At 71.9% G+C, this 24,282-nt stretch carries 24 protein-coding genes; 17 read left to right on the top strand and 7 right to left on the bottom strand.

The window, feature by feature from the left end; all coding sequences use genetic code 11:
- The first annotated feature begins 251 nt into the window (after positions 1 to 251).
- The 5 genes from ACH4VO_RS30965 to ACH4VO_RS30945 all read left to right on the top strand — a co-directional run bounded on the left by ACH4VO_RS30965 (position 252) and on the right by ACH4VO_RS30945 (position 4,302).
- Positions 252 to 1,130 (top strand): LLM class flavin-dependent oxidoreductase, encoded by an 879-nt coding sequence (locus tag ACH4VO_RS30965; RefSeq protein ID WP_360997481.1) that lies wholly within the window; start codon positions 252 to 254, stop codon positions 1,128 to 1,130.
- 488 nt (positions 1,131 to 1,618) lie between these two features.
- Entirely contained in the window at positions 1,619 to 2,173 is a 555-nt protein-coding gene (locus tag ACH4VO_RS30960) for an alpha/beta fold hydrolase (RefSeq protein ID WP_360997483.1), read from the top strand.
- Positions 2,113 to 2,310 (top strand): alpha/beta hydrolase, encoded by a 198-nt coding sequence (locus ACH4VO_RS30955; RefSeq protein WP_360997585.1) that lies wholly within the window; start codon positions 2,113 to 2,115, stop codon positions 2,308 to 2,310. The genes ACH4VO_RS30960 and ACH4VO_RS30955 overlap by 61 nt, the downstream gene beginning before the upstream one ends.
- A gap of 295 nt (positions 2,311 to 2,605) precedes the next feature.
- Positions 2,606 to 3,481, top strand: a complete 876-nt coding sequence (locus tag ACH4VO_RS30950) for an SDR family oxidoreductase (RefSeq protein WP_360997485.1) — start codon at positions 2,606 to 2,608, stop codon at positions 3,479 to 3,481.
- A 62-nt stretch (positions 3,482 to 3,543) separates the two neighbouring features.
- Positions 3,544 to 4,302: an SDR family NAD(P)-dependent oxidoreductase gene (locus ACH4VO_RS30945; protein WP_360997487.1), complete on the top strand. Its 759-nt coding sequence runs from the start codon at positions 3,544 to 3,546 to the stop codon at positions 4,300 to 4,302.
- 68 nt (positions 4,303 to 4,370) lie between these two features.
- Here ACH4VO_RS30945 and ACH4VO_RS30940 read toward each other — a convergent pair whose 3' ends face one another.
- Together ACH4VO_RS30940 and ACH4VO_RS30935 are read right to left on the bottom strand one after the other, a co-directional pair.
- Positions 4,371 to 4,520 (bottom strand): hypothetical protein, encoded by a 150-nt coding sequence (locus ACH4VO_RS30940; RefSeq protein WP_360997489.1) that lies wholly within the window; start codon positions 4,518 to 4,520, stop codon positions 4,371 to 4,373.
- Between the two features lie 472 nt (positions 4,521 to 4,992).
- Positions 4,993 to 5,118 carry a hypothetical protein gene (locus ACH4VO_RS30935; protein WP_255325241.1) on the bottom strand — a complete coding sequence of 42 codons (126 nt, stop codon included), beginning with the start codon at positions 5,116 to 5,118 and terminating at the stop codon, positions 4,993 to 4,995.
- A gap of 388 nt (positions 5,119 to 5,506) precedes the next feature.
- On the opposite strand from ACH4VO_RS30935, the gene ACH4VO_RS30930 reads away from it, so the two are divergent.
- From ACH4VO_RS30930 to ACH4VO_RS30915, 4 genes are all read left to right on the top strand, one after another.
- Entirely contained in the window at positions 5,507 to 6,250 is a 744-nt protein-coding gene (locus ACH4VO_RS30930; RefSeq protein ID WP_360997490.1) for a GntR family transcriptional regulator, read from the top strand.
- A 224-nt stretch (positions 6,251 to 6,474) separates the two neighbouring features.
- Complete coding sequence (locus ACH4VO_RS30925; RefSeq protein ID WP_360997492.1) at positions 6,475 to 6,693, top strand: hypothetical protein; 219 nt, start codon at positions 6,475 to 6,477, stop codon at positions 6,691 to 6,693.
- On the top strand, positions 6,681 to 7,484 hold the full coding sequence (locus ACH4VO_RS30920; RefSeq protein WP_360997494.1) for an HAD family hydrolase: 804 nt from the start codon (positions 6,681 to 6,683) through the stop codon (positions 7,482 to 7,484). The genes ACH4VO_RS30925 and ACH4VO_RS30920 overlap by 13 nt, the downstream gene beginning before the upstream one ends.
- Positions 7,485 to 7,546: 62 nt before the next feature.
- Positions 7,547 to 7,783 (top strand): hypothetical protein, encoded by a 237-nt coding sequence (locus ACH4VO_RS30915; RefSeq protein WP_398441778.1) that lies wholly within the window; start codon positions 7,547 to 7,549, stop codon positions 7,781 to 7,783.
- A gap of 254 nt (positions 7,784 to 8,037) precedes the next feature.
- On the opposite strand, the gene ACH4VO_RS30910 is transcribed toward ACH4VO_RS30915, so the two are convergent.
- Positions 8,038 to 8,241, bottom strand: coding sequence for a cold-shock protein (locus tag ACH4VO_RS30910; RefSeq protein WP_069174216.1), 204 nt, complete (start codon positions 8,239 to 8,241; stop codon positions 8,038 to 8,040).
- A 727-nt stretch (positions 8,242 to 8,968) separates the two neighbouring features.
- Between ACH4VO_RS30910 and ACH4VO_RS30905 the strand changes: the two genes are divergently transcribed.
- Positions 8,969 to 10,708 carry a GAF domain-containing protein gene (locus ACH4VO_RS30905; RefSeq protein WP_360997497.1) on the top strand — a complete coding sequence of 580 codons (1,740 nt, stop codon included), beginning with the start codon at positions 8,969 to 8,971 and terminating at the stop codon, positions 10,706 to 10,708.
- A 109-nt stretch (positions 10,709 to 10,817) separates the two neighbouring features.
- On the opposite strand, the gene ACH4VO_RS30900 is transcribed toward ACH4VO_RS30905, so the two are convergent.
- Complete coding sequence (locus ACH4VO_RS30900; protein WP_360997499.1) at positions 10,818 to 11,300, bottom strand: hemerythrin domain-containing protein; 483 nt, start codon at positions 11,298 to 11,300, stop codon at positions 10,818 to 10,820.
- A 53-nt stretch (positions 11,301 to 11,353) separates the two neighbouring features.
- Positions 11,354 to 12,637: an MFS transporter gene (locus ACH4VO_RS30895; RefSeq protein ID WP_398441775.1), complete on the bottom strand. Its 1,284-nt coding sequence runs from the start codon at positions 12,635 to 12,637 to the stop codon at positions 11,354 to 11,356.
- A 481-nt stretch (positions 12,638 to 13,118) separates the two neighbouring features.
- Here ACH4VO_RS30895 and ACH4VO_RS30890 point away from each other — a divergent pair, with 481 nt between their 5' ends.
- Complete coding sequence (locus ACH4VO_RS30890; protein ID WP_360997500.1) at positions 13,119 to 13,541, top strand: pyridoxamine 5'-phosphate oxidase family protein; 423 nt, start codon at positions 13,119 to 13,121, stop codon at positions 13,539 to 13,541.
- A gap of 169 nt (positions 13,542 to 13,710) precedes the next feature.
- On the opposite strand, the gene ACH4VO_RS30885 is transcribed toward ACH4VO_RS30890, so the two are convergent.
- The gene (locus ACH4VO_RS30885) at positions 13,711 to 14,706 is read right to left on the bottom strand and encodes an Acg family FMN-binding oxidoreductase (protein WP_360997502.1); all 996 of its coding nucleotides are present in this window, start codon (positions 14,704 to 14,706) and stop codon (positions 13,711 to 13,713) included.
- 362 nt (positions 14,707 to 15,068) lie between these two features.
- Between ACH4VO_RS30885 and ACH4VO_RS30880 the strand changes: the two genes are divergently transcribed.
- The 6 genes from ACH4VO_RS30880 to ACH4VO_RS30855 all read left to right on the top strand — a co-directional run bounded on the left by ACH4VO_RS30880 (position 15,069) and on the right by ACH4VO_RS30855 (position 22,793).
- A complete protein-coding gene (locus ACH4VO_RS30880) occupies positions 15,069 to 18,770 on the top strand; it encodes a nitrate reductase subunit alpha (RefSeq protein WP_360997504.1) in 3,702 nt (1,233 codons plus the stop codon).
- A 1-nt stretch (position 18,771) separates the two neighbouring features.
- Positions 18,772 to 20,328, top strand: coding sequence for a nitrate reductase subunit beta (narH, locus tag ACH4VO_RS30875; protein WP_360997506.1), 1,557 nt, complete (start codon positions 18,772 to 18,774; stop codon positions 20,326 to 20,328).
- On the top strand, positions 20,325 to 21,116 hold the full coding sequence (narJ, locus tag ACH4VO_RS30870) for a nitrate reductase molybdenum cofactor assembly chaperone (RefSeq protein ID WP_360997508.1): 792 nt from the start codon (positions 20,325 to 20,327) through the stop codon (positions 21,114 to 21,116). Before narH ends, narJ begins: the two co-directional genes overlap by 4 nt.
- Positions 21,113 to 21,877 (top strand): respiratory nitrate reductase subunit gamma, encoded by a 765-nt coding sequence (gene narI, locus ACH4VO_RS30865; RefSeq protein ID WP_360997510.1) that lies wholly within the window; start codon positions 21,113 to 21,115, stop codon positions 21,875 to 21,877. Before narJ ends, narI begins: the two co-directional genes overlap by 4 nt.
- Before the next feature lie 307 nt (positions 21,878 to 22,184).
- Positions 22,185 to 22,616 carry a DUF2267 domain-containing protein gene (locus ACH4VO_RS30860; RefSeq protein WP_360997512.1) on the top strand — a complete coding sequence of 144 codons (432 nt, stop codon included), beginning with the start codon at positions 22,185 to 22,187 and terminating at the stop codon, positions 22,614 to 22,616.
- 51 nt (positions 22,617 to 22,667) lie between these two features.
- Positions 22,668 to 22,793 (top strand): helix-hairpin-helix domain-containing protein, encoded by a 126-nt coding sequence (locus tag ACH4VO_RS30855; protein WP_360997514.1) that lies wholly within the window; start codon positions 22,668 to 22,670, stop codon positions 22,791 to 22,793.
- A 340-nt stretch (positions 22,794 to 23,133) separates the two neighbouring features.
- Here ACH4VO_RS30855 and ACH4VO_RS30850 read toward each other — a convergent pair whose 3' ends face one another.
- Positions 23,134 to 23,826 carry a response regulator transcription factor gene (locus tag ACH4VO_RS30850; protein WP_360997516.1) on the bottom strand — a complete coding sequence of 231 codons (693 nt, stop codon included), beginning with the start codon at positions 23,824 to 23,826 and terminating at the stop codon, positions 23,134 to 23,136.
- Positions 23,827 to 24,282 lie beyond the last annotated feature (456 nt).

Here is a 24,282-nt window from a genome sequence, read left to right as displayed (position 1 = left end):
GGACGCGACCTCACCACCCCGCGCCCCGACGGCTTCGAGATCCCGAAGTCCCTCCTGGCGGAAGCATCCGAACTGTACGGCGGCGTCATCCTCGGCCCGCCGCGCTGAACCGCTCACGGACCCGAGCCGTGTCGTCCCGGCTGCCGCCTGCCCCTGAAGGCGCTGCCTGCGGGACGACAGCGGGTCCGTTCCCTTCCCCACCTGCGACCACCGCCGGCCGGCGTCCAGCGCCGGTTGCCCAGGAGACCTTCATGCCCCTGCCCGTCCTGTTCGGCGCGAACGTAGAGCCGAACGCCCTACCCGTCGGCCGCTCCAGTGAGCAGGCACTACTCATCGACAGTCTCGGCCTCGACCTTCTCACCATCCAGGACCACCCCTACCAAGCGGCGTTCGACGACACCTGGACACTGCTCACCTTCCTGGCCGCGCGGACGCGACATGTCACGCTCGTCCCGACGGTCAGCTCCCTGCCGCTGCGTCCGCCGGCGGTGCTGGCCAAGGCTGCGGCGACGCTGGACAGACTGAGCGGCTCCCGGCTGCAGCTCGGTCTGGGGGCCGGCGCCTTCTGGGAAGCCATCGAGGCCATGGGCGGCTCCCGGCGCACGCCGAAGGAGGCTGTCGACGCACTCGAAGAGGCGATCACCGTCATCCGGGCGATGTGGAGTGGCGAGCGCAGTGTGCGGACGCACGGCGCGCACTACTCGCTGGCCGGCGTCCACCCCGGCCCGGCGCCGGCCCCCGGTCTGGGGCTGTGGCTGGGCTCGTACGGCCCCCGCATGCTGGCCCTGACCGGTGCGAAGGCGGACGGCTGGCTTCCCTCGCATGCCTACCTCGGACTCGACGCTCTGCCCACGGCTGTCCGCCGCATCGACGACGCGGCTCTGACGGCAGGCCGCGATCCGGACACGATCCGCCGGGTCTACAACATCGCCGGTGTCATCCAGCCGGAGTCGGCCGGCCCGTTCCAGGGGCCCGCCGCCCAGTGGACCGAGCACCTCGTCACACTCGTGCGCACCGTCAACATGAACGGCTTCGTCATCTGGCCCGAACGAGACCACACCCAGCAGATACGCGCGTTCGCCGCCGAAGTCGTACCCGCGGTCCGCGAGGCCCTCGCACGGGAGACCTGAACCTCCTCGTGCTCCCAGACCGGGCAGCATGCCTCGCACAGGGGTGGCCTCCCGCGGCGCGGACCGGCGCACGGATCCCCACGAGGGTCGGTATCCCGCACGGCATCGGCCGTACCCGTCAGAGCCTTCCTTCCCAGAGCAGGGTCCTCCCCTCGCCCACCCGGCTTCGAGAACGCCGGCCACCCGACCATGCCGGCCATCACCGCCCCGCACCGAACGCACCGAAACCCGCTTCACGTTCACCGACCAGGTACCGGCCGGGCTCGCCGCCGACTTCACCGGCGCCCGCGACCAGAAAGTCCCGATCTTTCCCTCCGACCCGATCCCAGGTGGTCCCATGAGCGACGAAACGTCTCTCCCCGACAGATTCGAAAGCATCACCGTCCCGGCCAACAGCACCCGGCTGCACGCCGTGGTCGGCGGGTCCGGCGAACCCGTACTTCTTCTGCAACGGCTGGCCCCAGACATGGCGGGCCTGACGACACGTCATGCCGACCCTCGCCGCGCACGGTTACCACGTCATCGCGCCCGACCTGCGCGGCACCGGTGCCTCCGACCGTCCCCCGAGCGGATACCGCAAAGACACACAGGCGGAGGACATGCGTGAACTCCTCGCACAGCTCGGCATCCACGGCGGCGTACGCATCGTCGGGCACGACATCGGTGGCGTGGTCGCCTTCGCCTACGCCCGCCGCCACCCCGAGGAGGTCGAACGCCTTGTCCTCGCCGAGCTCGCCCTGCCCGGAGCAGGCCATGGACGTGGCCTCCGGCGGTCTGTTCCACTTCGGCCTCTTCATGACCGAACAACTGCCCGAGATGCTCCTCGAAGACCGGGAAACGACTTCCTCACCCGGTGGTTCGATCCGTTGTCCGCAGTACCCGGGACCTTCCCGCCGCAAGAGATCGCCACCGTCGCCTCCTCCCACCGCGGCTACGAGGCACTGCGCGCCGGACCTGGCACGAAACCGGAGGAACCCTCCCCATGCCCGTACTCGCCATCGGCGGCGAGCACAGCACAGACACCCGGCTCGCCGACAGTCTGAACACGGTTGCGCGGCGGCTGACCGGTGCAGTGATTCCGGGCAGTGGCCACTTCGTGCCCGAGGAATCTCCCGATGCCTTCGCCCGCGAGCTTCTCCCCTCCTTGCCTGCCCCACCCTCGCCCGCCGGGCACATCTGAGGAGACACGGCCGGGCGACCATGCCGACGGGGGCAAGGCGTCACCACGAGTCGAACAATCCGGCGGAACGACCTGGAGGCCCTGATCCCGCGGACAACGATTTGGGGTCCGCCTTATGTGACGCGCCGCCACGAACTCACCGGCCAACGAACTCGTACATGGTCAATGGCAGGTGCCGCCCTTTCACACCCCCGAGCCTTGTTTCGAGTCGAAGCTCGATCCGGCCAAAATCTGATTCACCCTGCACCAATTCCTACATAACCAGCTCGATATCAGCTCATCGGGAGAGATTGACATGAAGACTTGGTTCATCACCGGTACCTCCTCCGGCTTCGGCCGCCGGCTCACCGAATTGCTCCTCGAACGCGGTGACAGGGTCGCCGCGACGGCCCGGCGTGCCCAGACCCTCGACGATCTCAAAGCTGTTCACGGCGACCGGCTGTGGACGGCGGCGCTGGATGTCACCGACACCGCAGCGATCCGCACAGTCGTCGACCGTGCCTTCGTCGAACTCGGCACCGTGGACGTGGTCGTGTCCAACGCCGGCTACGGCCTGCTCGGCGCAGCCGAGGAAGCCTCCGACGATCAGATCGACCGCCAGATCGCGACCAACCTGACAGGCTCCATCCAACTCGGGCGTGCGGTGATCCCGCACCTGCGCGCACAGGGCGGTGGCCGAATCATCCAGATCGCGAGTATCGGCGGCCAGATCGCATTCCCCGCGATGAGCTACTACCACGCCACGAAATGGGGAATCGAGGGCTTCTGGGAGTCCGCAGCGGCCGAGATTGCCCCCTTCGGCATCAGCGTCACCCTGGTCGAGCCCGGGGTGGCCCGCACGGAGTTCGGCGGCGCCAGCGCAGTCCTGGGAACGGCGCTCGACGTTTATGCGGACGGTCCGTCAGGGTCCCTGCGCGCGGCCCTTTCGGGCCAAGGCCCGGCCCTGCCGGCTCCCGGTGACCCCGTCAAGATCGCCAAGGCGATCATCGCCTCCGCTGACCAGACCGTCGCCCCCAAGCGCCTCACGCTCGGTTCCGACGCTCACGACCTGGGTGTCGCCGCGCTCCGCGACCGTCTGGGCGCCTTGGAGAGCGCCAAGGACCTCGCCTACTCAACCGATGCCGACGACTACATCGTCATCAGGGACTCACCGCCCGCCCTCTTGCCGTAACCCCGCACGGCAATTGCACACAATCCATCAGCAAGTCATCAGGAACTCACAGGAGAAGTGTCATGAACCGTTTCGCCAACAAGACTGTCCTCGTCACCGGCGCCGTGGGTGCCGTCGGCGGCGCCCTCGTGCACGCCTTCGCCGGTGAGGGTGCCAACGTGGTCGTCGCCGCCCGTCACGAGGGAGAGGGCAGCCGGCTCGCGGCCGAACTGTCCGGCAAAGCGATCTTCGTCAACCTCGACGTCACGAGCGAGGACGCGTGGACGAATGCCGTGCAGGTCACCGAGGACCAGCTCGGGCCGGTCGACGTTCTGGTCAACAACGCGGCCTACCTGCACGAAGGCACCGTGGAGTCGATCGAACCCGCCGCGTTCCGCAAGGTCATCGACACCAACCTCACCGGCGCCTACCTCGGAATCCGCGCAGTTGTACCGTCGATGCGCCGTGCGGGGTCCGGATCGATTGTCAACATCTCATCGATCGCTGGGCTGGCCCCCGCGCCCGGGCTGGCCGCCTACGGTGCCAGCAAGTGGGGCATACGGGGCCTCATGCGGACCGCAGCCAAGGAATTGAGCCGGGATCACATCCGGGTGAACTCGGTCCACCCCGGGATCATCAACACCCCGCTGGCCTACTCCCAGACCGGCGAGGAACTCGTACCGGTCGACAACTTCCCGATCCCCCGCCAGGCCACGACCGAGGAGATCGCGGGTTATGTCCTGTTCGTAGCCTCCGAGGACGCCGCCTTCTCCACGGGAGTCGAGTTCATCGCCGACGGCGGATTCCTGCTCGGTCCGAATGAGCCGGCCGCCCGAGCATGACGACGTAAAAGCACCGGGGCCTCGCCCCTATTACTGAACACGGGTTATGCGGCTTTGGCCAGCGTAGTTCATGTTGTTCGGAGCGCTTGCCCGTAGGCGATCAGGCTGCGGTGGCCGAGGCGGGGGTGGCGTCGGACGGTGTTGTAGCGGTAGCGGTGTAGCCAGCGGAAGAGGTCCAGATGGGCGAATTCCAGAGGTCGTAGCAACACAGTGATCAACTGACCAGCCTCGTTCTTTCGTGAGGGTCTGTCGGCGGAGTCGGCAGACCTTTTCCCTTTCCGCGGCTCCTGGTTGGCAGGTTGACGGCCCGGCTGTCGCGTCGGGTGTACGCCGGCTTCCACGGCTCCGGTCGGGGTGGCTCTCTGCTCGTACGGTAGGAACGCGCCTGTCAGCCAGGGTTCGGGGGGCTTCGAGTCGTGCCAGGGCGTCGGTGATCACGCCGGTCAGGGCCAGTGGGTGCGAAGCTCAGGTGCCGTTGGCGGGCGGTGGTGACGAGTTGGGCGGCAGCGGAGAAGAGCTCTCGTGCACCGCAGTGCGCCGCAACGGCACTTCCTGGGGAGAATCTGGGGAGTATCGACGGTCCTGGGGAGCGCGTGGGGAGAATCGGTTACGTAACGCAGCACGATCCCGAAAGACGCCGACAGACTCATCCTCGCACGTCAAGGGGACGTTCAACCGCATCCATGCAGGTCAGCGCCACCACGTAGACAACTTCATGACGTACGTGCCCAGGTCGTCGGCCTCGACGATCCCGGGGAGCGAGCCGCCTTCACGTAGGGGCGTGACATAGCGGGTCGCGGTGACTTCTGTCAGCATTTCCTCAGGCTATACGGCGCCGCTGCCTGGAGATCCGGAGTGGTGACGCCTTCGCCGCCTGCGAGGGCGGCGATCCGGTCGTGGTTGACCAGCAGGGCGTCCCCTGCACGGGCAGAGATTCCGGGGCGGCCGTCGCGACCTCGGATCCGGTGGCGGCGGCCAGGATGAGAATCGGTGCGGACCCGAATCCGGCCAGGTCGCGCCGGTCCTCGGGCAGCTCGTGGCGGCCGGGTCGTGGGGGAGCACGGGGACGCAGCCGCCGACGGCGGACAGGCACGGCGGACAGGCAGTGTTACGTGTAGCTTTTGTTCTGACATATATACGTTCGGAGCTTGAGTCGAATGGTGCCGCATACTGAACACCCGGTTCTACGCTTCGAGGAGTCACCATGGAATCGATCACCGAGCTGATACGCGTCGACCGCAGCAGCCCGGTTCCGCTGTACTTCCAGGTGGCTCAGCAGCTCCAGCAGTTGATCGAGTCGGGCACGGTGGCCCCCGGCACCCGGCTGGAGAACGAGATCGCCCTGGCGGGCAAGTTCGGGCTCTCCCGGCCGACGATGCGGCAGGCCATGCAGCACCTCGTCGACAAGGGGCTCCTCGCGCGCAAGCGCGGCGTGGGCACCCAGGTCGTCACCAACAGGGTGCGCAGGCAGCTGGAGCTGACCAGCCTCTTCGAGGATCTCAAGCGGGATGATCGCCGGCCCCGCACCGAGGTGCTGTCCCTGGAGATCAGGCCGGCTACGGGCGCCGTCGCGGTCGCCCTGGAGCTCGAACCGGGGACGCCCACCACGGCGCTGCGCAGGCTGCGTTACGCGGATGACGAGCCCATCGCCGTCATGGAGAACCACGTGCCGGCGAATCTGCTGACGCTGACCGAGGACGATCTCACGCGGCACGGTCTCTACGAGCTGTTCAAGCGGGCAGGTGTCTCGCTGCGCACGGCCCGTCAGACCATCGGGGCGCGCCGGGCCACGGCGCCGGAGGCCCGCCTGCTGGGCGAGGGACGCGGCGGCACCGTGCTCACCATGGAGCGCACGGTCCACGGCGACGCGGGGTGTCCGGTGGAGTTCGGTTCCCATCTCTACCGCGCCTCCCGCTACTCCTTCGAGATGACACTGACCGCACCCTGAACGGCGGGCGGGTCCCTGGCCCCTGCCGGCCCGACGTCGGGACCGACGACGGCCTGTCCCTCGGGCCCGCACACGCCCGTGTGGTCGCTCGCCGAACGAAGCGGTCCGCGGCGCGCGTTGCCCACGGTCGGTTTCCGCCCGGAACCGATCGGGCCGACCGTCCACCCCGCTCCCCCGGCGCGGCACCGGACGGCGTCCTGGAGTTCGACGCCACCGCCACTGCCGTGCTGCCGACCGGCTCCAGCACCGCGGTGTCGTCGTCCGTGCCGGACACCGAGCTGTACCTCGTCTCCTTCCGGGCGGTGACCGCCGCCCCCGGCGACACCGTCCACCGCTCCGTGGACCTCACCGACCCGCACCTGTCCGACGGGGCCCGGGCCGGACTCCCGATGCCTCCCGCCGCCCGGCCCAGCAAGGAGAACACCACACCGTGGACCAGCTGATCCGCCCCGCAGCACTGCTGCTCGACTTCGGTGGAGTCGTCGTCGCCACCACCGGCCGCCCGTCCTGGCCCGAGGAGCTGGCAGCCGAACTGCATCACGCCCTGGCGGCCGCGGGCTGTCACGAACTCACGCCGGAGGACCTCGTCAGCGACCTCGAGGCCGCGGCGGTCGCCGACTCGCACTGGAAGGACGCCATGTCGCGGCCGGCCGCGCCGGCCGAGATGACCGCCCACCGCTACTGGACGGAGTTCGTCGCCGCCGACTGGCCCCCGGCCGCCCGCGCCTTCGTCGCCGCGCACGCCCAGGACCTGTGCCACCGCCAGGGCGAATTGCGCCAGGACCGGGAGACGCGGGTCGGCATCGACGAGCTCCTGGACACCGCCGAGCGGCACGGGCTGCCGGTGGCCGTCGTCTCCAACGCGCTGAGCGGCTCCGTACACCGCGACCACCTACGGAGGACCGGCCTGGACAAGCGGCTGGCCCTGCAGGTCTACAGCGACGAGGCGGGGGTCCGTAAGCCGAACCCCGAGATGATCCACATCGCGGCCCGGGCCCTGGACGTCCCGGCCGCCCGGACCTGGTACGTCGGTGACAGAGTCGACCGCGACGTCCTGTGCGGGCGCCGGGCCGGCGTCGGCGCGTGCGTGCTGATGGAGGCCCGGGGCACGTACGAGCGCCCCTACGTGGTCAGGGTCCGGCCGGACGCCGTGGTCGCCGATCCGCACGGGCTCCGCGACCTGCTGGCCGCCGCCTTCGCTCGTCCCGGCCCGGGAGCGGACGGCGCAGCGTAACCCCGGGCGCGGGGAGCGGTGGCCGATCGCGGGAGCCTCGTCACGGGGTCAGCCGGCGCGCCATGCAGGGCTTTTGCACCGTGGTGGCCGCCCACTACGGGGATCTCGCCCGGGGCTTCCTGGCGGGTGGTGTGGCCGGGATGCCGTCGGCCGCTCTCGTCGTCGGCATTGTCGAGAGTGTGCCGCTCTTCGTCGCGGGCCCGGTCGTACCCACGGTGTACGGCCTGCTCTTCTTCCTCGCCGGTGTGCACGGCGCGCACGCGGGACGGCCGTCGTCCCCCGCATGGCCCTCGCGGTGATCGAGAGCCTGCATGCCGTCGGGTGACTCGAGTGATGTGCCGGCGCGGTCCGACCTCACCGTCGCACCGGACGACGCGGCGGCTGGTACGGGAACCGGGCGGCCTGCGGCCGGAACGGACCCGCGGTCACCGCGGAGGACCGGGCGCCTTCGGCCGGGCGGTGGGCCGGCCGCGTACCCGACCCGGAACCCCGGCCGGCGGTGGGCGCGCCAGGCCCGCCGCCGGAAGAGGCTGGGTACGGGCGACGGCGGGCGTCAGCCGGGTGTGACGTTCTCGGCCTGGGGCCCCTTGGGCCCCTGCGTGACGTCGAACTGGACCTTCTGCCCCTCGAAGAGCTCGCGGAATCCGGTACTGGCGATGGCCGAATAGTGCACGAACACGTCGGGGCCGCCGCCGTCCTGCTCGATGAATCCGAAGCCCTTTTCCGGGTTGAACCACTTCACGGTGCCGGTGGCCATGCTGCTCTCCTTTACACGGGGGAACGACTCCCCGCGCGTCGCGCGGGTGCGAGGAGATCGTCTTCGCATCACGCGCGGAACGGGCGCAGACACGCCCACGTCATGACACGAACGAGAGCCTGACGCGGCTGCCGACGCGCCGGCGGGTGCCGTACCCACCGGGCGAGGCCGCGCACGTCCGGCGGCTCCGGCTGCTGTCCGTCCGTACGTCCTGTCAGCCCCGTCGGCCCCGGCTGACACACGGACAGCTCACCCGGGTGGTCACCGACGGGGCGACCCGTACCCTGCCGGCCGGTCTCGTGCCGCGTGCCCCACCCCATCGGCAGCGGCCGGATCGCGTCGTACGGGCCCACATGCCGGCGGAGGCGTTCCCAGGCCGTGTTGCGAAAGTGGCGTCGTCTGCCCGGAGGGCAGGCCCGGCGACGTCCGGTGCGTGCAATCGCAAGGCGGAGGGTCGTCCCGATACTGGGCGTATCGGGATGATCCCGACAACGCGGCGAGTGTGCGTGCCAGGCGCCGCCAGGCAGACGGGACTTTCGCAACACGGCCTGGGTCGGCGGCGCTCGTGCTCTCCTCGCAGACGGGTACGGCCCGGCCGCGGACGGCGGGAGGGTAATAGGATCTGGGCTGCCGTGACGGTCGCGCACCACACATGTGTTCGCGTGTGGACGGGGCCGTTCGTGCATGCTGGGAAGGTGCCGACGGCACCTTTTCGGAGGGAGCGGAAATGGCGGAGAGTCCGGCCGGAGGGCGGAAAGGCGGCCCGGCGGCACCCCAGTTGCGGCTGGACGAGCTGCTGGACGGTCTCCAGGCGCAGGTGGCACAGGTACGTGCGACCCGGGACCGCGTGCACACGCTGCTGGATGCCGTACTGTCCATCGGCTCCGACCTCGATCTGGACGTGGTGCTGCGACGCATCACCGAGTCCGCCGTGGCCCTGGTGGACGCCGAGTACGGGGCGCTGGGCGTGGTGGGCGAGGAAGGCCGGATCAAACAGTTCATCACGGTCGGCATGGACGAGGAGACCGTCAAGGCGATCGGCCACTACCCCGAGGGCCAGGGCATCCTGGGACTGCTGATCAGGGAGCCGGAGCCGCTGAGACTGGCCGACCTCGGCACGCACAGCGAGTCGGTGGGCCTCCCCGCCGGGCATCCCCCGATGACCACCTTCCTCGGCGCTCCCGTGCGGGTACGCGACCGGGTCTTCGGGAACCTCTACCTGACCGACAAGCGCGGCGGGGCGCAGTTCGACGACGAGGACGAGGCGGTGCTGCGCACCCTGGCGGCCGCGGCCGGTGTGGCCATCGACAACGCCCGGCTGTACGAGGACACCCGCCGCCGGGAGCAGTGGCTGGCGGCCAGCAGCGACCTGGCCCGGAGCCTGTTGTCGGGCGCCGATCCGGACCGGGTGCTGCACCAGGTCGCCTCCACCGTGAGGGAGTTGTCCGGGGCGGATCTGGTGACGATGGCGGTGCCGCTCGACGGCGGCGACGAGCTGGTGATCGAGGCCGCCGACGGGGAGGCGGCGGAGCGGGTGCGCGGGCTGGTGCTGCCGGCCACGACGCTGGCGGCGAAGGTCTACCACTCCAACGAGCGGATCACCAGCAACGCGCTGTCCCAGGAGCCGCAGAACGGGGGCGGATCCGCGGCCCAGGTAGAACTGGGAGCGGGGTTCCTCCTCCCGCTCGGCAGCCGCGAGCACGTCCGCGGGGTCCTGCAGGTCGGCAACCTTCCGGGCGGCGACGACTTCTCGGAATCCACCGTCACGATGATCAGCGGATTCGCCGATCAGGCCGCCCTCGCCCTGGAGATCGCCGAGCACCGCCGTGAGGCCGAGCACCTCCTGGTCCTGACCGACCGCGACCGCATCGCCCGCGACCTGCACGACCTGGCCATCCAGCGGCTGTTCGCCTCCGGGCTGACGCTCAACTCCGTGCTGGGCCGGCTGGGCGACCGGCCGGAGGTCGCCGAACGTGTCCAGCGCGTGGTCGACGACCTCGACGACACCATCAAGACGGTGCGGACGACGATCTACGCGCTCCGCGAGCGCGACCGCGCCGAGGGGCGGTCCGGACTGCGCGCCCAACTGCTGTCCGAGACCGACAAGGCCGCCGAGACACTGGGCTTCGGCCCGGCCCTGCGCATGACCGGTCTGCTGGACACGGACGTCCCCGCCGGCCACGCCGATCATCTGCTGGCGGTGCTGCGCGAGACACTCTCGAACGCGGCCCGGCACGCGCACGCCTCCGCCGTGGAGGTCACCGCCGAGACGGACGGCACCCGGCTGCGCCTGCGGGTGTCCGACAACGGACGGGGCGTCGACCCGGCGGTCACCCGCCGCAGCGGCCTGGACAACCTCCTCCGGCGCGCCGCCGATCTGGGCGGCAGCCTCACCGTCGGGCCGAACGAGACCGCCGGGACCGTCGTGGAGTGGATGGTCCCCCTCCCCGCCCCCGCGGACAGGTGACCGCGGGGCCGGCTGCGGTACCGCGCCGACGCCCTGCCCCCCCGTACGCTCCGGGGCACCGGCCGACGCGTAAGGGGGACAGCCCCGGAGCGGGGGCGGCGCGGGCGGCTCAGGCGGCCGGCCGGGGCAGGGGACTGCCCGCCCTGGCGCGGGCCGCCTCGACCGCTTCCCACTCCTCGGTACCGAGGTGGGCGAGCGCGGCCGGGAAGACGCCGTCCTGCTCCTTGAGGATGTGCTCGCGCAGCAGCGCCATCGCCTCCAGCAGCCGGTCGGGCCACGCCGGGTCCGGGGGTGTCACCCCGTCGGCGGCCTCGGCGAGCACCGCCTCGACGCGGCGGTGCTCGGCCTCCAGGGCGGCGATCTGCCGGGGGAAGTCCCCGGCCAGGGCGGGGAACAGCCCGTGCTCCTCGACCTGGGTGTGAGGGCCGAGGATCGCGGCGATCTCGCGGGCGACCTCCGCCATCCGCGTCACGCCGCCCCCGCCCTCCTGACGGGCGACCCGCAGGTGTCCGACGAGGCGGACCACCTCGTCGTGCTCCCGGGTCAGTTCCTCGACCGCTGCGAGGGCCTGGCAGCCGCAGTACTCGCACATGGGGCTTCTCCTTCCTTTTTCCTACTCCGCCCGTCGTTCCCGTCGCCCCGCCCTCACACGGTGCTGCCCGCGGTGCGGCGGCCGGACCGGCGGCCGGTACGCGGCTCGCGCCCGCCGCCCCCGGCGGCTGCGCGGACTCCGGTGAGGGTGTAGGCGAGCGCGGCAGCCGCCACGATCGCGAGCAGGGCGAGGCCCGCCGCGTACGTTCCGTACGCGCCGTACAGCGAGCCCATCACCAGGGGCGGCAGGAAGCCGCCCAGGCCGCCCGCGGCGCCGACCACGCCGGTGACCGAGCCGACCTTGTCGGCCGGGGTCAGCAGGGCCACCAGGGCGAAGGCCGCCCCGCTGCCCGCGCCGAGCGCGGCGGCCAGGGCCAGGAACGCCAGGGTGCCCACCGGTGCCAGGGCCGGGGTGAACGACTGCACGACCGCGCCGGCCACGACCGTGCCCAGCGAGCCGGCCAGGACCCGGACCGGGCCCAGCCGGTCGGACAGCCAGCCGCCCACCGGGCGCATCGCCACCGCGAGGAGCACGAACCCGGCCATGCGGTTGGCGGCGTCGGCCTGGGTGAGGCCGTAGCCGGTCCTGAGGTAGGTGGGCAGGTAGACGGAGAAGGCCACATAGCCACCGAACGCGACCGCGTACAGCGCGGATGCCTGCCAGGTGACGGGCAGCCGGACGGTGGCGGCCAGGCGCCGGGCCAGCGGCTCGGCCGGTACGGTGCGGCCGGGTGCGTCGCGCAGCAGCAGCGCGGCGGCCACGGCGTACACGCCCAGCACCACCGCGGTGATCAGGAACGGGGTGGCCATTGCATGCGCGTCGACGAGCCTCACCGTGGTGAGGGCACTGACGGCGGTGCCGCCCATGCCGGCGCCGAAGACACCGATGGCGAAGCCGCGCCGTGCCGGCGGGAACCACGCGTTGACGAGGGGAACGCCCACGGCGAACGCGGTACCGCCGACGCCGAGGAAGAATCCGCCGGCCAGCAGTGCGGCGAGGGAGGAGTGCCCGGCCAGGCCGAGGGAGAGCACCGGCACGATGGTGACCGCCGACACGATCGGGAACATGACCCGCCCGCCGAACCGGTCGGTCAGCGCTCCCACCGGCACACGGCCCAGCGAACCGACCACGACCGGCACCGCCACCAGCAGCGACTGCTCGAACGACGACAGGTCGAGGCTGTCCTTGAACCGGGGGCCGAGCGGGCTGAGCAGCGCCCACGCCCAGAAGTTCACGGCGAAACCGACCGTGGCCAGGGTGAGCATCAGCCACGCCCGGCCGGGCACCGGGGTGCCCGGCGGGGAGCTGTCGCTCTTCGACTGCAACGGCTGGACCATGGTGTCCGTCCCTTTCCTTTCGGCGGCGGTGCGGCGCCGGGATGGCGCGGGACCGGGCAGGCTCTTGCCTGCGGAACGGCGTCTCCGCGTCACCACTGTCCGTGCCGGGGCAGCACCGCGGGCATGGGCCATGGGTCCCTACCGCCGGGCGGACGGTCCCCGGCTCCGGGCCCGGCCGTCCCTCCCCTGAGGCCGGGTCACGCCCCGGCCGTACGCCCGCGCGGCGGCAGTTGGAACCGGCCGCCCCAAGGACTGTCCCGCACGTCCCGGTGGATCGGCGCGCGGTATCGGATGCGGTGCGTCGCACGGCGGAGGAGTGTCCGCATACGGGATGCCGGGGGGACGTTCCGACAACGTGGCGAGGTGCCGTAGCGGTCGTCGGCCACCCGCCGGGAAGTGCGGGACAGCCCTCCTTCGGCGTCGTACGAGGTAGGGCCGGTCGGCCCTAGCCCGGCCCGGCGGCCAGGGAGACGATGGACCGATGTTCCAGAACGAAGCCTTTCGCGCGCTCGACCGGCAGGAGTGTCTCCGCCTGCTCGTCGGAGTGCCGGTCGGCCGCGTGGTCTATACCTGGCAGGCGCTGCCCGCGGTCCTTCCCATCAACTTCTCCCTGGGCGAGGACGCTTCGGTCCTGCTGCGCACTGCACCGGACTCCGACCTCGTACGTGCCATCGACGGTGCCGTGGTCGCCTTCGAGGCGGACGAGTTCGACGCGGCTACCCGGTCCGGATGGAGCGTGGTCGTCACCGGACGGGCCACCGTGGTGACGGACGCCACCGCACACGAGCGGCTCTCACGGACCGGCCCCCCGTCCTGGATGCCGCTGCCGGGGACGATGTTCGTACGGATCGAGGCCGAGATGGTCACCGGACGTGAACTCCGGGGTGCCCGCGCCGGGTTGTGAGGCACTGCTGTCGACGGCCCTCCTAGGCTTCCGCCGTCCGTCCTCGCCGGGCGTCCGCTGATCCGCGCCGGCCGCCCGGTGTCCTCCATGCCGCCGGTGCCCCCACGCCGGCGGAGCGCGGTCACCGGGCCGGTACGGGCCCGCACCGGCCCCGTACGTGCGTCTCCCGCTACGGTCCCGAGACGCCACCGGGGCCGGGCCGCGCGGCCGCCCGGGGTGTACGGCCGCCGTCCGGGCCGTACCCGAAGCGGATCAGCACCTGCGGGCAGCAGCGCGGTCTCGACCCGGCCATCGCCTCCCGCAGGTCCGGCCACTCCATCGCCTGGTACAGCATCGAGGTGCGCACCCCGCGCCGGGTCGCCGTGAGCAGCACCCGTTCCATCGCCTGACCCGCCCTCAGCCAGTCCTCCCGCCGGTCGTACGAGGTCCACAGCAGGGCCACCTGGGTGTGGCGTTCGAAACGCAGGGCGGGCAGCCGCGGGACGGGCAGCGTCCCGGTGAAGTCCCGTACCGGCATCCGCCCGGACGCGTCCTGCGGGCCGAGGGCCGTCAGTGGGATGCCGTAGGGGGCAGGCGCTCCCGGAGCGGTGACCCAGGCGCGTGTCTCGGCCGTCCGCGCCGGGTGGAGGGCGTTGCGCGCCTCCGCCGCCTGGGTCAGGCGCAGCAGGCGCCGGGTCCCCGGGATGTCGGGGACGTCCAGGCGGGCGCCCTCGGTCCGGGCAGCGCCCGTCATCTCGGTCACGATCGGCTCCGGCACCGGGCGGCCGGTGAACGGCATCCGGCTCGTGTGACGCCGGGCGATGGCCTCGAACAGGCCGGTTTCCGACAGCAGTTCGTCCGTACGGCGCGCGCGGGTCAGCCGTACGGCGGCGAGCAGGCCGGGGTCCCCTGGATCCGGGAGCAGTCCCACCTCCGGCCGCAGGCCCAGGTGGAGGGCGGCGAGCCGGAGGTTGCAGACCGCCGCGCCCACGGACAGGTACTGGGCCCGGTGCGTCGGGTCGGTCACCGGCAGGGTCCGCTCCGGCACCGAACGGACCTCCAGCACCTGGCCGGCGGGGTCCAGGCGGAAGCACCAGGGCTGGGTGTTGTGGATCGACGGTGCCGCCACGGCTGCCGCCAGCAGCGACTCCACGGTGGCGGCGTCCAGCAGGTTTCGGGTGCGCATGGTGCTGCCTCTTCCTTCGACGTTGTGGGTCGTCGCCTCACCGTTCGTCAGGACCCGTGAGAGACGGCCCGACGCACGACCGGACCGCGGATCGCACGCGCCGCACGGGCCGCGTCCGGGGCGCCGGGGACGGGGGACGGCCACCCGGCGGGCGACGCGGGCGGCCGTCCGGGCGGGTCGGACGTCCGCGGTCCGGTCGACGCCCAGCATGCGGCGTCCTTCTCGCCGGCCCACCGGCCGGACGGGCCCTACCACCGGGACCGTTGGTCCCTGGCACGCCCGGCCGGTCGGGGCCGGAAGGCCGCCCGGCGGGGACCGCCGGCCCCGGGTGCGCCGGGCCCGTGCCCCCTAGCGTTCCTGTCATGGAGAACGATCAGAACGCACGACCGCGGGAGCCGCACGCCGGTGAGGGCTGGCCGCTGTCGGCCCGCCGGCTGCTCACGCGCAGCGAGGTGTCGTCCGACGGACGCGCCGTCTTCGGGACCGGTGACGCCCGGTGGGAGGGCTTCTACCGGGACCGCTGGTCGCACGACAAGGTGGTGCGCTCCACGCACGGGGTCAACTGCACGGGTTCCTGCTCCTGGATGGTGTACGTCAAGGACGGCATCATCACCTGGGAGCACCAGGCGACCGACTACCCGTCGATCGGCGCGGACTGCCCGGAGTACGAGCCGCGGGGCTGCCCGCGCGGGGCGTCCTTCTCCTGGTACACCTACTCCCCCGGCCGGGTCCGCTACCCGTACGTGCGCGGCACTCTGCTGAAGCTGTGGCGCGAGGCCCGCAAGCGGCTGGGCGACCCGGTGGCGGCCTGGGCCGAGATCACCGGCGACCCGGCGAAGGCGCGGGCGTACAAGCGGGCGCGCGGCAAGGGCGGACTGGTGCGCGCCGGATGGGACGAGGTCAGCGAGCTGGTCGCCGCCGCGCAGGTGCACACCATCAGGTCCTACGGTCCCGACCGCGTCGCCGGCTTCTCCCCCATCCCCGCGATGTCGATGGCGTCCTTCGCGTCCGGTGCCCGCTTCATGTCGCTGATCGGCGGCACCCTGCTGTCGTTCTACGACTGGTACGCCGATCTGCCGATCGCCTCCCCGCAGGTCTTCGGCGACCAGACGGACGTGCCGGAGTCCGCGGACTGGTGGAACGCCGGTTACCTGATCATGTGGGGTTCCAACATCCCCGTCACCCGTACGCCCGACGCCCACTTCATGACCGAGACCCGTTACAACGGCACCAAGGTCGTCGCCGTCAGCCCCGACTACGCCGACAACGTCAAGCACGCCGACGAGTGGCTCTCCCCGCACCCGGGGACGGACGGGGCGCTGGCGATGGCCATGGGCCACGTGATCCTGCGTGAGTTCCTCGTCGACCGCGAAGTGCCTTACTTCCGGGACTACCTGCGTACGTTCACCGACGCGCCGTTCCTGGTGGCTCTGCGCGAGCACGACGCGGGCGGCCTGGTCCCGGACGGCTTCCTGACCGCCGCCGACCTGGGGCGCGACACGGAGAACGCGGAGTCCAAGACCGTCCTCCTGGACGCGGCGACCGGCGAACCGGTCGTGCCGAACGGCTCGCTCGGCTTCCGCTGGGGCGACACCGGGGCGGGGCGCTGGAACCTCGACCTGGGTGACACCGTGCCCGAGCTGAGCCTGCTCGGCACGGCGCAGGACACGGTGGCCGTGGCCCTGCCGCGCTTCGACGAGGGCGGCACGGAGGGCGGCTCCGTGATGGTGCGCGGGGTGCCCGTCCGGCGCGTCGGCGGACGCCTGGTCACCACGGTGTTCGACCTGATGCTGGCGCAGTACGGGGTGCGCCGGCCGGGTCTCCCGGGCAGCTGGCCGTCGTCGTACGAGGACGCGTCGGAGCCCTGCACCCCGGCCTGGCAGGAGACGATCACCTCCGTGCCGGCCGCGCAGGCGGCCCGGATAGCCCGGGAGTTCGCCCGCAACGCCGAGCGGACCAAGGGCCGTTCGATGATCGCGCTGGGCGCCGGCACCAACCACTGGTTCCACTCGGACACCATCTACCGGGCGTTCCTGGCGCTGGTGACCATGACCGGCTGCCAGGGCGTCAACGGCGGCGGCTGGGCCCACTACGTCGGCCAGGAGAAGGTCCGCCCCCTCACCGGGCTCCAGCATCTGGCCTTCGCCTTCGACTGGCAGCGGCCCACCCGGCACATGGCCGGTACCTCCTACTGGTACCTGAACTCCGACCAGTGGCGCTACGAGGCGTTCGGGCCGGACGAGCTGGCCTCCCCGCTCGGGGACGGGCGGTTCCGGGGCAAGGGGTTCGCCGACTGCCTGGCGCAGGCGGTGCGGCTGGGCTGGACGCCCGGCCACCCCGGTTTCAACCGCAACCCCCTCGACCTCACCGACGAGGCGGCCGCCGCCGGCCGCCCGGTCGCCGAGCACATCGTCGACGAACTCACCTCGGGACGGCTGCGGTTCGCCGCCGAGGACCCCGACGACCCGGCGAACTTCCCCCGTGTGCTGACCGTGTGGCGGGCCAACCTGCTCGGCTCGTCCGGCAAGGGCAACGAGTACTTCCTGCGTCATCTGCTCGGCACGGACGCGGCCGTGCGCTCCGAGGAGACCCCTCCCGAGGGGCGCCCCGAGGACGTGGTGTGGCGGGAGGAGGCGCCCGAGGGCAAGCTCGACCTGCTGGTCACCATGGACTTCCGGATGACCTCCACCGGCCTGCTCTCCGACGTGGTCCTGCCGGCCGCCACCTGGTACGAGAAGGACGACCTGTCCAGCACGGACATGCACCCCTTCGTGCACGCCTTCACCCCGGCCATCGCCCCGCCCTGGCAGGCCCGCACCGACTACGACACCTTCCTCACCATCGCCGACCGTTTCAGCGAGCTGGCCGCCGACCACCTCGGTACCCGCACCGACGTCATCGCCGTGCCGCTGCTGCACGACACCCCCGACGAACTGGCCCAGCCCGGCGGGACGGTACGGGACTGGAAGCGCGGGGAGTGCGAACCGGTCCCCGGGCGGACCATGCCGAAACTCGTCGTCGTCGAACGGGACTACGGCGCGACCGCCCAGAAGATGCGGGCTGTCGGCCCGCTGCTCGACACGCTGGGCACCACCACCAAGGGCGTCACCGTCCACCCGGACCAGGAGTTGGACGAGCTGCGGCGGCGCTGCGGGACCGTCCGCGACGGCGTGGCCGCGGGGCGGCCCTCCCTGGCCACCGCCAGTGACATGTGCGAGGCGATCCTCGCCCTGTCCGGCACCACCAACGGCCGGCTCGCCACCGAGGGGTTCCGTGAGCTCGAGCGGCAGACCGGCAGCAAGGGCCTGGTGGAACTGGCCTCCGAACGCGAGGCCGAGCGGATCACCTTCGCCGATACCCGCACCCAGCCCCGGGCCGTGATGACCTCCTACGAGTGGTCGGGTTCCGAGACGGGCGGACGGCGCTACTCGCCCTTCGTCATCAACACCGAGCACAAGAAGCCCTGGCACACGCTCACGGGCCGGCAGCACTTCTTCGTACAGCACGACTGGATGACCGAACTCGGGGAGCAACTACCCGTCTACCGGCCACCGTTGAACACGCCCCGGCACTACGGGGACGAGCATCTGCACGACGACGGCCGGGCCGAGGTCACCGTCCGCTACCTGACCCCGCACTCCAAGTGGTCCATCCACTCGAACTACCAGGACAACAAGCACATGCTCGACCTGTCCCGCGGCGGCCCGGTGATCTGGATGTCCACCGCCGACGCCGGGAAGATCGGCGTGAAGGACAACGAGTGGATCGAGGCGTACAACCGCAACGGCGTCGTCGCCGCCCGCGCGGTGGTCACCCACCGCATGCCCGAGGGCACCGTGTACATGTACCACGCCCAGGACCGCAACGTGAACGTGCCGAAGACCGAGGTCAGCGGCAGGCGCGGAGGCATCCACAACTCCCTCACCCGGCTGCTGCTCAAACCGACCCATCTCGCGGGCGGATACGCACAGTTCACCTACGCCTTCAACTACTACGGGCCCACCGGCAACCAGCGGGACGAGGTCACCGTCATCCGCCGCCGCAGCCAGCGAGTGGAGTACTGACATGCCACGTGAGGGAGCCCCCGTAGGACGCGTCATGGCGCAGACGGCCATGGTGATGAACCTCGACAAGTGCATCGGCTGTCATACCTGTTCGGTCACGTGCAAGCAGACGTGGACCAACCGCACGGGAGTCGAGTACGCCTGGTTCAACAACGTCGAGACGAAGCCCGGTGTCGGCTATCCCCGCCGCTACGAGGACCAGGAGCACTGGAAGGGCGGCTGGATGCTCGACAGGCGAGGGCGTCTCGTCCTGCGCTCCGGAGGCCGGCTGAAGCGGCTGCTGTCGCTGTTCTCCAACCCTGATCTGCCGGGCATCGAGGACTACTACGAACCGGTGACGTACGACTACGACAACCTGGTCGGCGCCCCCGCAGGGCCGGACATGCCCGTGGCCCGCCCCCGGTCCGTGCTCAGCGGCAGGCCCACCGCCATCACCTGGGGCGCCAACTGGGAGGACGGCCTCGGCGGCGCCCCCGAGAACGCCGGCGCCGACCCCAACCTGACGGGCGCGTGGGCGGAGAGGGTGAAGTTCGAGTTCGAGCAGACCTTCCTCTTCCACCTGCCCCGCCTGTGTGAGCACTGCCTCAACCCGGCCTGTGTCTCCGCCTGCCCGTCGGGGGCGATGTACAAGCGGGTCGAGGACGGCATCGTCCTCGTCGACCAGGACCGCTGCCGGGGCTGGCGGATGTGCGTCACCGCGTGCCCGTACAAGAAGGTGTACGTCAACCACGCCACCGGCAAGGCCGAGAAGTGCACCTTCTGCTTCCCGCGCATCGAGGCCGGACAGCCGACCGTCTGCTCCGAGACCTGCGTGGGACGGCTGCGCTACCTGGGCCTGCTGCTGTACGACGCCGACCGCGTCGGCGAGGCCGCCGCCACCACGGACGACAAGGACCTCCTCGACGCCCAGCGCGGCGTCTTCCTCGACCCCAACGATCCCGAAGTGACAGCGGCGGCACGGGAGTCGGGGATACCGGAGGACTGGCTGGAGGCGGCCCGCCGCTCCCCGGTGTACGACCTGGTCATGAAGTACAAGGTGGCCCTGCCGCTCCACCCCGAGTACCGCACCCTGCCCATGGTCTGGTACGTGCCGCCGCTCTCCCCCGTCCTCGACGCCGTCGACGCGGCGGGCGGCGACCAGGACGACCCCGACCACGTCTTCGCCGCCGTCACCCGGCTGCGCATTCCCCTGGAATACCTCGCCGAACTGTTCACCGCCGGCGACACGGACATCGTCGCCGGGGTCCTGATGAAACTCACCGCGCTGCGCTCGTACATGCGCCAACGCACCCTCGGCGAGGCCGGTGACGAGGCGGTCCTCGAAGCGGTCGGACTGACCGCCCGCACCGCCGAGGAACTCCATCGGCTCCTCGCCGTCGCCAAGTACCAGGACCGCTACGTCATCCCCGCCGCGCACAAGGAGGACGCCGCCGCGCTGAGCGCGCTGGAGGACCGCTGCCCGGTCGAGACGTCCGGCGAGCCCGCGGAGGCCGGCGGCCGGCGCGTGATGCTCGGCCTGCCCACCGTACGCCGCAGTACCTCCGGAGGCCGCTCGTGAAACCGCCGCCCGCCACGATCCCCGCCCTCGTCCGCACCCGTGTCCGGGCGGCCGTACGCCGCCCGGCGCGCCTCACACCCGAGGAGGCCGGGGCACGCGCCCTGCTGCTGCGGCTCTGCTCGCTGGCCTTGCAGTACCCGGACACCGAACTCACCGCCGCCCGGACGGACCTGGCGGCCGCCACCGACAAGCTGCCGCCCTCGCCCGCCGCCGGGCACCTGGCCGCCTTCACCTCCTGGTTCGCCGGCCAGGAACCGGACGCGCTGGAGCGGCACTACGTCGAGATGTTCGACCTGCGCCGCAGGTCCAGCCTCTACCTCACCTACTACCTGCACGGCGACACCCGCCGCCGGGGCATGGCCCTGCTCACCCTGAACCAGCGCTACCGGGCGTCGGGCTGGAACACCGGCGGCGGCGAACTGCCCGACCACCTGCCGGTGGTGCTGGAGTTCGCCGCCCTCGCGGGTCCGGGCGGCGGCGAGGCGCCGCTGCGCCAGCACCGGCGCGGTCTCGACCTGATCCACCAGGCGCTGACCGACGCCGAATCGCCGTACCGTCACGTCCTGGCCGCGCTGCTCACCCTGCTGCCGCCGGCCACCGAGGCGGACCGGGAGGCGGTGACCCGGCTCGCCGCCGAAGGCCCGCCGAACGAGGACGTGGGCCTCGACCCCTACGGAACGTACGGGGACGGGGAGTTCGCCCCGCCGCAGACCTTCGTGCCACCGGTCCCCGCCCCGGCGACCCGTGTACCGCCCACCCCGCCCCTCCGTACGGAAGGCCCCCGATGAACGCCCTGCCCGCCCTCGCGGCCGCCGCTCCGGTGGGCGGCGCCGATCTGCTCCTGTGGGTCGCCGTCCCCTACATCTGCCTCGCCGTGTTCGTCGTCGGGCACGCCTGGCGCTACCGGCAGGACCAGTTCGGCTGGACCTCCCGTACGACCCAGCTCCTCGAACACCGCTGGCTGCGGTGGGGCAGCCCCCTGTTCCACCTGGGCGCATTCATGGTGATCGCCGGGCACGTGGCGGGGCTCGCCGTTCCCGCCTCGTGGACCGAGGCGGCAGGCGTCACCGAGCACGCGTACCACACCACGGCCGTCTGGGCGGGTTCGGTGGCAGGTGTCGCCATGGTCGCCGGGCTGGGCATGCTGTGCGCCCGCCGGCTGCTCAACCGCCGGATCCGCCTGGGCACCGACCGCAGCGACAAGCTGCTCTTCCCCCTGCTCTCCGCCACGGTCCTGCTGGGCATCACCGCCACCGCCGCCCACAACGTCTTCGGCCCCGGGTACGACTACCGTGCGACCGTCTCCGTCTGGTTCCGCGGCCTGTTCGTGCTCCAGCCCCGTCCCGAGGCCGTCGCGGGGGCCCCACTGCTGTTCCAGCTCCACGCCCTGACCGCCTGCCTGCTCTTCGCGGCCTGGCCGTTCACGCGGCTGGTGCACGTGTGGAGCGCCCCGGTCGGCTACCTCGTGCGGCCGTACCTCGTCTACCGGCGGCGCTCCGCGCCGGCGGGCCGGCCCCGGCCCGGCGCCGGCCGGCGGCGGGCCGCGTGATCCGCGGCGCCGCCCCCGTACCGCAGGCCACGGCAGGCCGGCGCAGCCTGTCGTGACCGCGGCCGGCGGGGCCGCGCGGCGGTGCGGCTGCCGACCCGGACCCCCCGCCCTAGCATGGAGCCCTGGGCAGGAGAACGAGCAGGCCGCCGCGGCGCCGCCGGCCCCGTGCGGACACCACCGGGCTGCTGCCCCGCACATCCCGGCCTCAACGCATATGCGGACGGAGTCGCTACGCGGCGCGGCACGTGGAGAAGCACGTGGACACGCCGACCGTCGTGAAGACCCGCACCGTCGGAAGGGAAGGCCCATGCCCACGACACACCCGATCGATTTCGAGCACGCCATCCACAGCGCGAACATCTGGCTGAAAGCGGTGGCGGAAGCGCTGGACACCCCGGACCGCCACCTCGCCCACCGGGCACTGCGCGCCTGGCTGCACACGTTCCGTGACCGGCTCACCGTCGATGTCGCCGCACACTTCGCGGCGCAGCTGCCGGAGCTGCTGCGGGGCGTCTACTACGACGGCTGGGACCCCAGTGTCGTACCCGTCCGGTACGACCGTGAGGGCTATGTCGGCCGGTTCGTCCAGCAGGCGAAGGTCGGCGCCGACGACGTCCCCAAGATCGCCGCCGCGGTCACCGCCGTCGTGCGCGACCACGTCTCGCCCGGACACCTGGAGTCGGCGCTGGAACAGCTCCCCCACGACATCCGCGACCTCCTGCTCCAGCCGGCCGGCTGACCGGAGCCCGGAAGGAGGCGTGGCGGGGGCGTATCCGCCGGCCCGCGAGCCATGCTCCGGTCCGACGACGATGTCGCTGCGCTGCTGCAGGAGTATCCGGATCTGATCTCGCTCACCGGCGGGGACGCGTACAGGGCTCGCGTCTACGAGAAGGCCGCCCGTGCCACCGGCGGCTGACACGCCGACGTCTCCACGCTCGACACGAAGGGGCTGCGCGACATCCCGGGGTCGGCAGGTCTGTCGCCGAGAGGATCTCCGAGTGCGTCCGCACCGGCAGTGGGGCCGCAGTGGAGGAGTTGCGCGCGAAGATCCGGACGGGGTCCGGTGGCTGACGGCCGTTCCCCAGTGATCAACCGGAGACGCGCCTGCGGAGCTTCCTGCGCAAGGGGCGCACCGGTCGCGGGTCGGGCGCCTGACCGGAAGCCACGGCGGACCCGCCGCGGCGCCCGCGGACCGGCACGGCACCCGTCGAGGTGCCGCCACGTTCTTCCCACGGTCGCCGGCCGCCGGGGCGGCCTCAGTTGCCTTGCTGACTGAGCCGGTCCTGAGCCCGGGTCGCGATGACAGCGGCCTGGATGCGCCGCTCGACTCCGAGCTTGGCCAGGAGCCGCGAGATGTGGTTCTTCACCGTCTTCTCGGCGAGGTAGAGCCGCTGCCCTATCTGTCGGTTGGTCAGTCCCTCACCGATCAGGGCCAGGATCTGCCGCTCCCGCTCGGTCAGGCCCGGCAGGACGTCGGGTTCGGGCTCCGGCTCGCCGCCCTGGCGCAGCCGGGCCATCAGCCGTGCGGTGGCGCTGGGATCGAGCAGCGACTGGCCGGCGGCCACCGTGCGTACGGCCGACACCAGGTCGGTGCCCTGGATCTGCTTCAGCACGTAACCGGACGCGCCCGCCATGATCGAGTCGAGCAGGGCTTCCTCCTCGTCGAACGAGGTGAGCATCAGGCATGCCAGCTCCGGCAGTCGTGAGCGCAGCTCGCGGCACACGGTCACGCCGTCCCCGTCGGGCAGCCGCACGTCGAGCACCGCCACGTGCGGGCGCAGGGCGGGTACGCGTACCAGGGCCTGCTCGGCGTTGGCGGCCTCGCCGACGACGGTGATGTCCGCCTCGTCGTCCAGCAGGTCGTGCACCCCGCGCCGTACCACCTCGTGGTCGTCGAGCAGGAAGACCCTGATCGGGTTGTCGGGGCCGGGCCGCTCGCCGTCCGCCATGTGATGCTCTCCTCGTGTTCCGCGCCGGGTGGATCCCGCACCGGTTCCGCACCGGCCTTTTCGGCCCACCGAGCCTAGCCTGTCCCGGCTGCGCTGAATCCTGCGTGATGCGGGGGCCGAAGGGCCAGGGCCCGTCGGCCCTACTGAGCCGGGCACACGGCCCGACCGGGCGGGAGGCGGCCGTGTCCCGCCCGGCCCGGTGATGCGGGCAGCGGGTCCCGCCGGCTCGGGGAGGGTCGGCCCCGGCAGCCCGCCGTGCGGGACGCCAGGGCGTGTTCCGAAGGAACGCCGTCTGCCCGGAGGGCAGGCCCGGCGGCGTCCGGTGCGTGCGAGCGCACGGCGGAGGGTAGCCGCGGTCCCGGATACATGGGGGTGAGCCCGACAACGCGGCGCGTGCGCGTGCCAGGCGATGCCGGGCAGGCGGGACTTCGGGACAGGCCGGAGCGCGGGACCCGT

Origin of the sequence: Streptomyces sp. NPDC020780 (assembly GCF_044334475.1) — a bacterium.
Lineage (GTDB): Bacteria > Actinomycetota > Actinomycetes > Streptomycetales > Streptomycetaceae > Streptomyces.
This window is presented reverse-complemented; position numbering and strand designations above follow the sequence as displayed.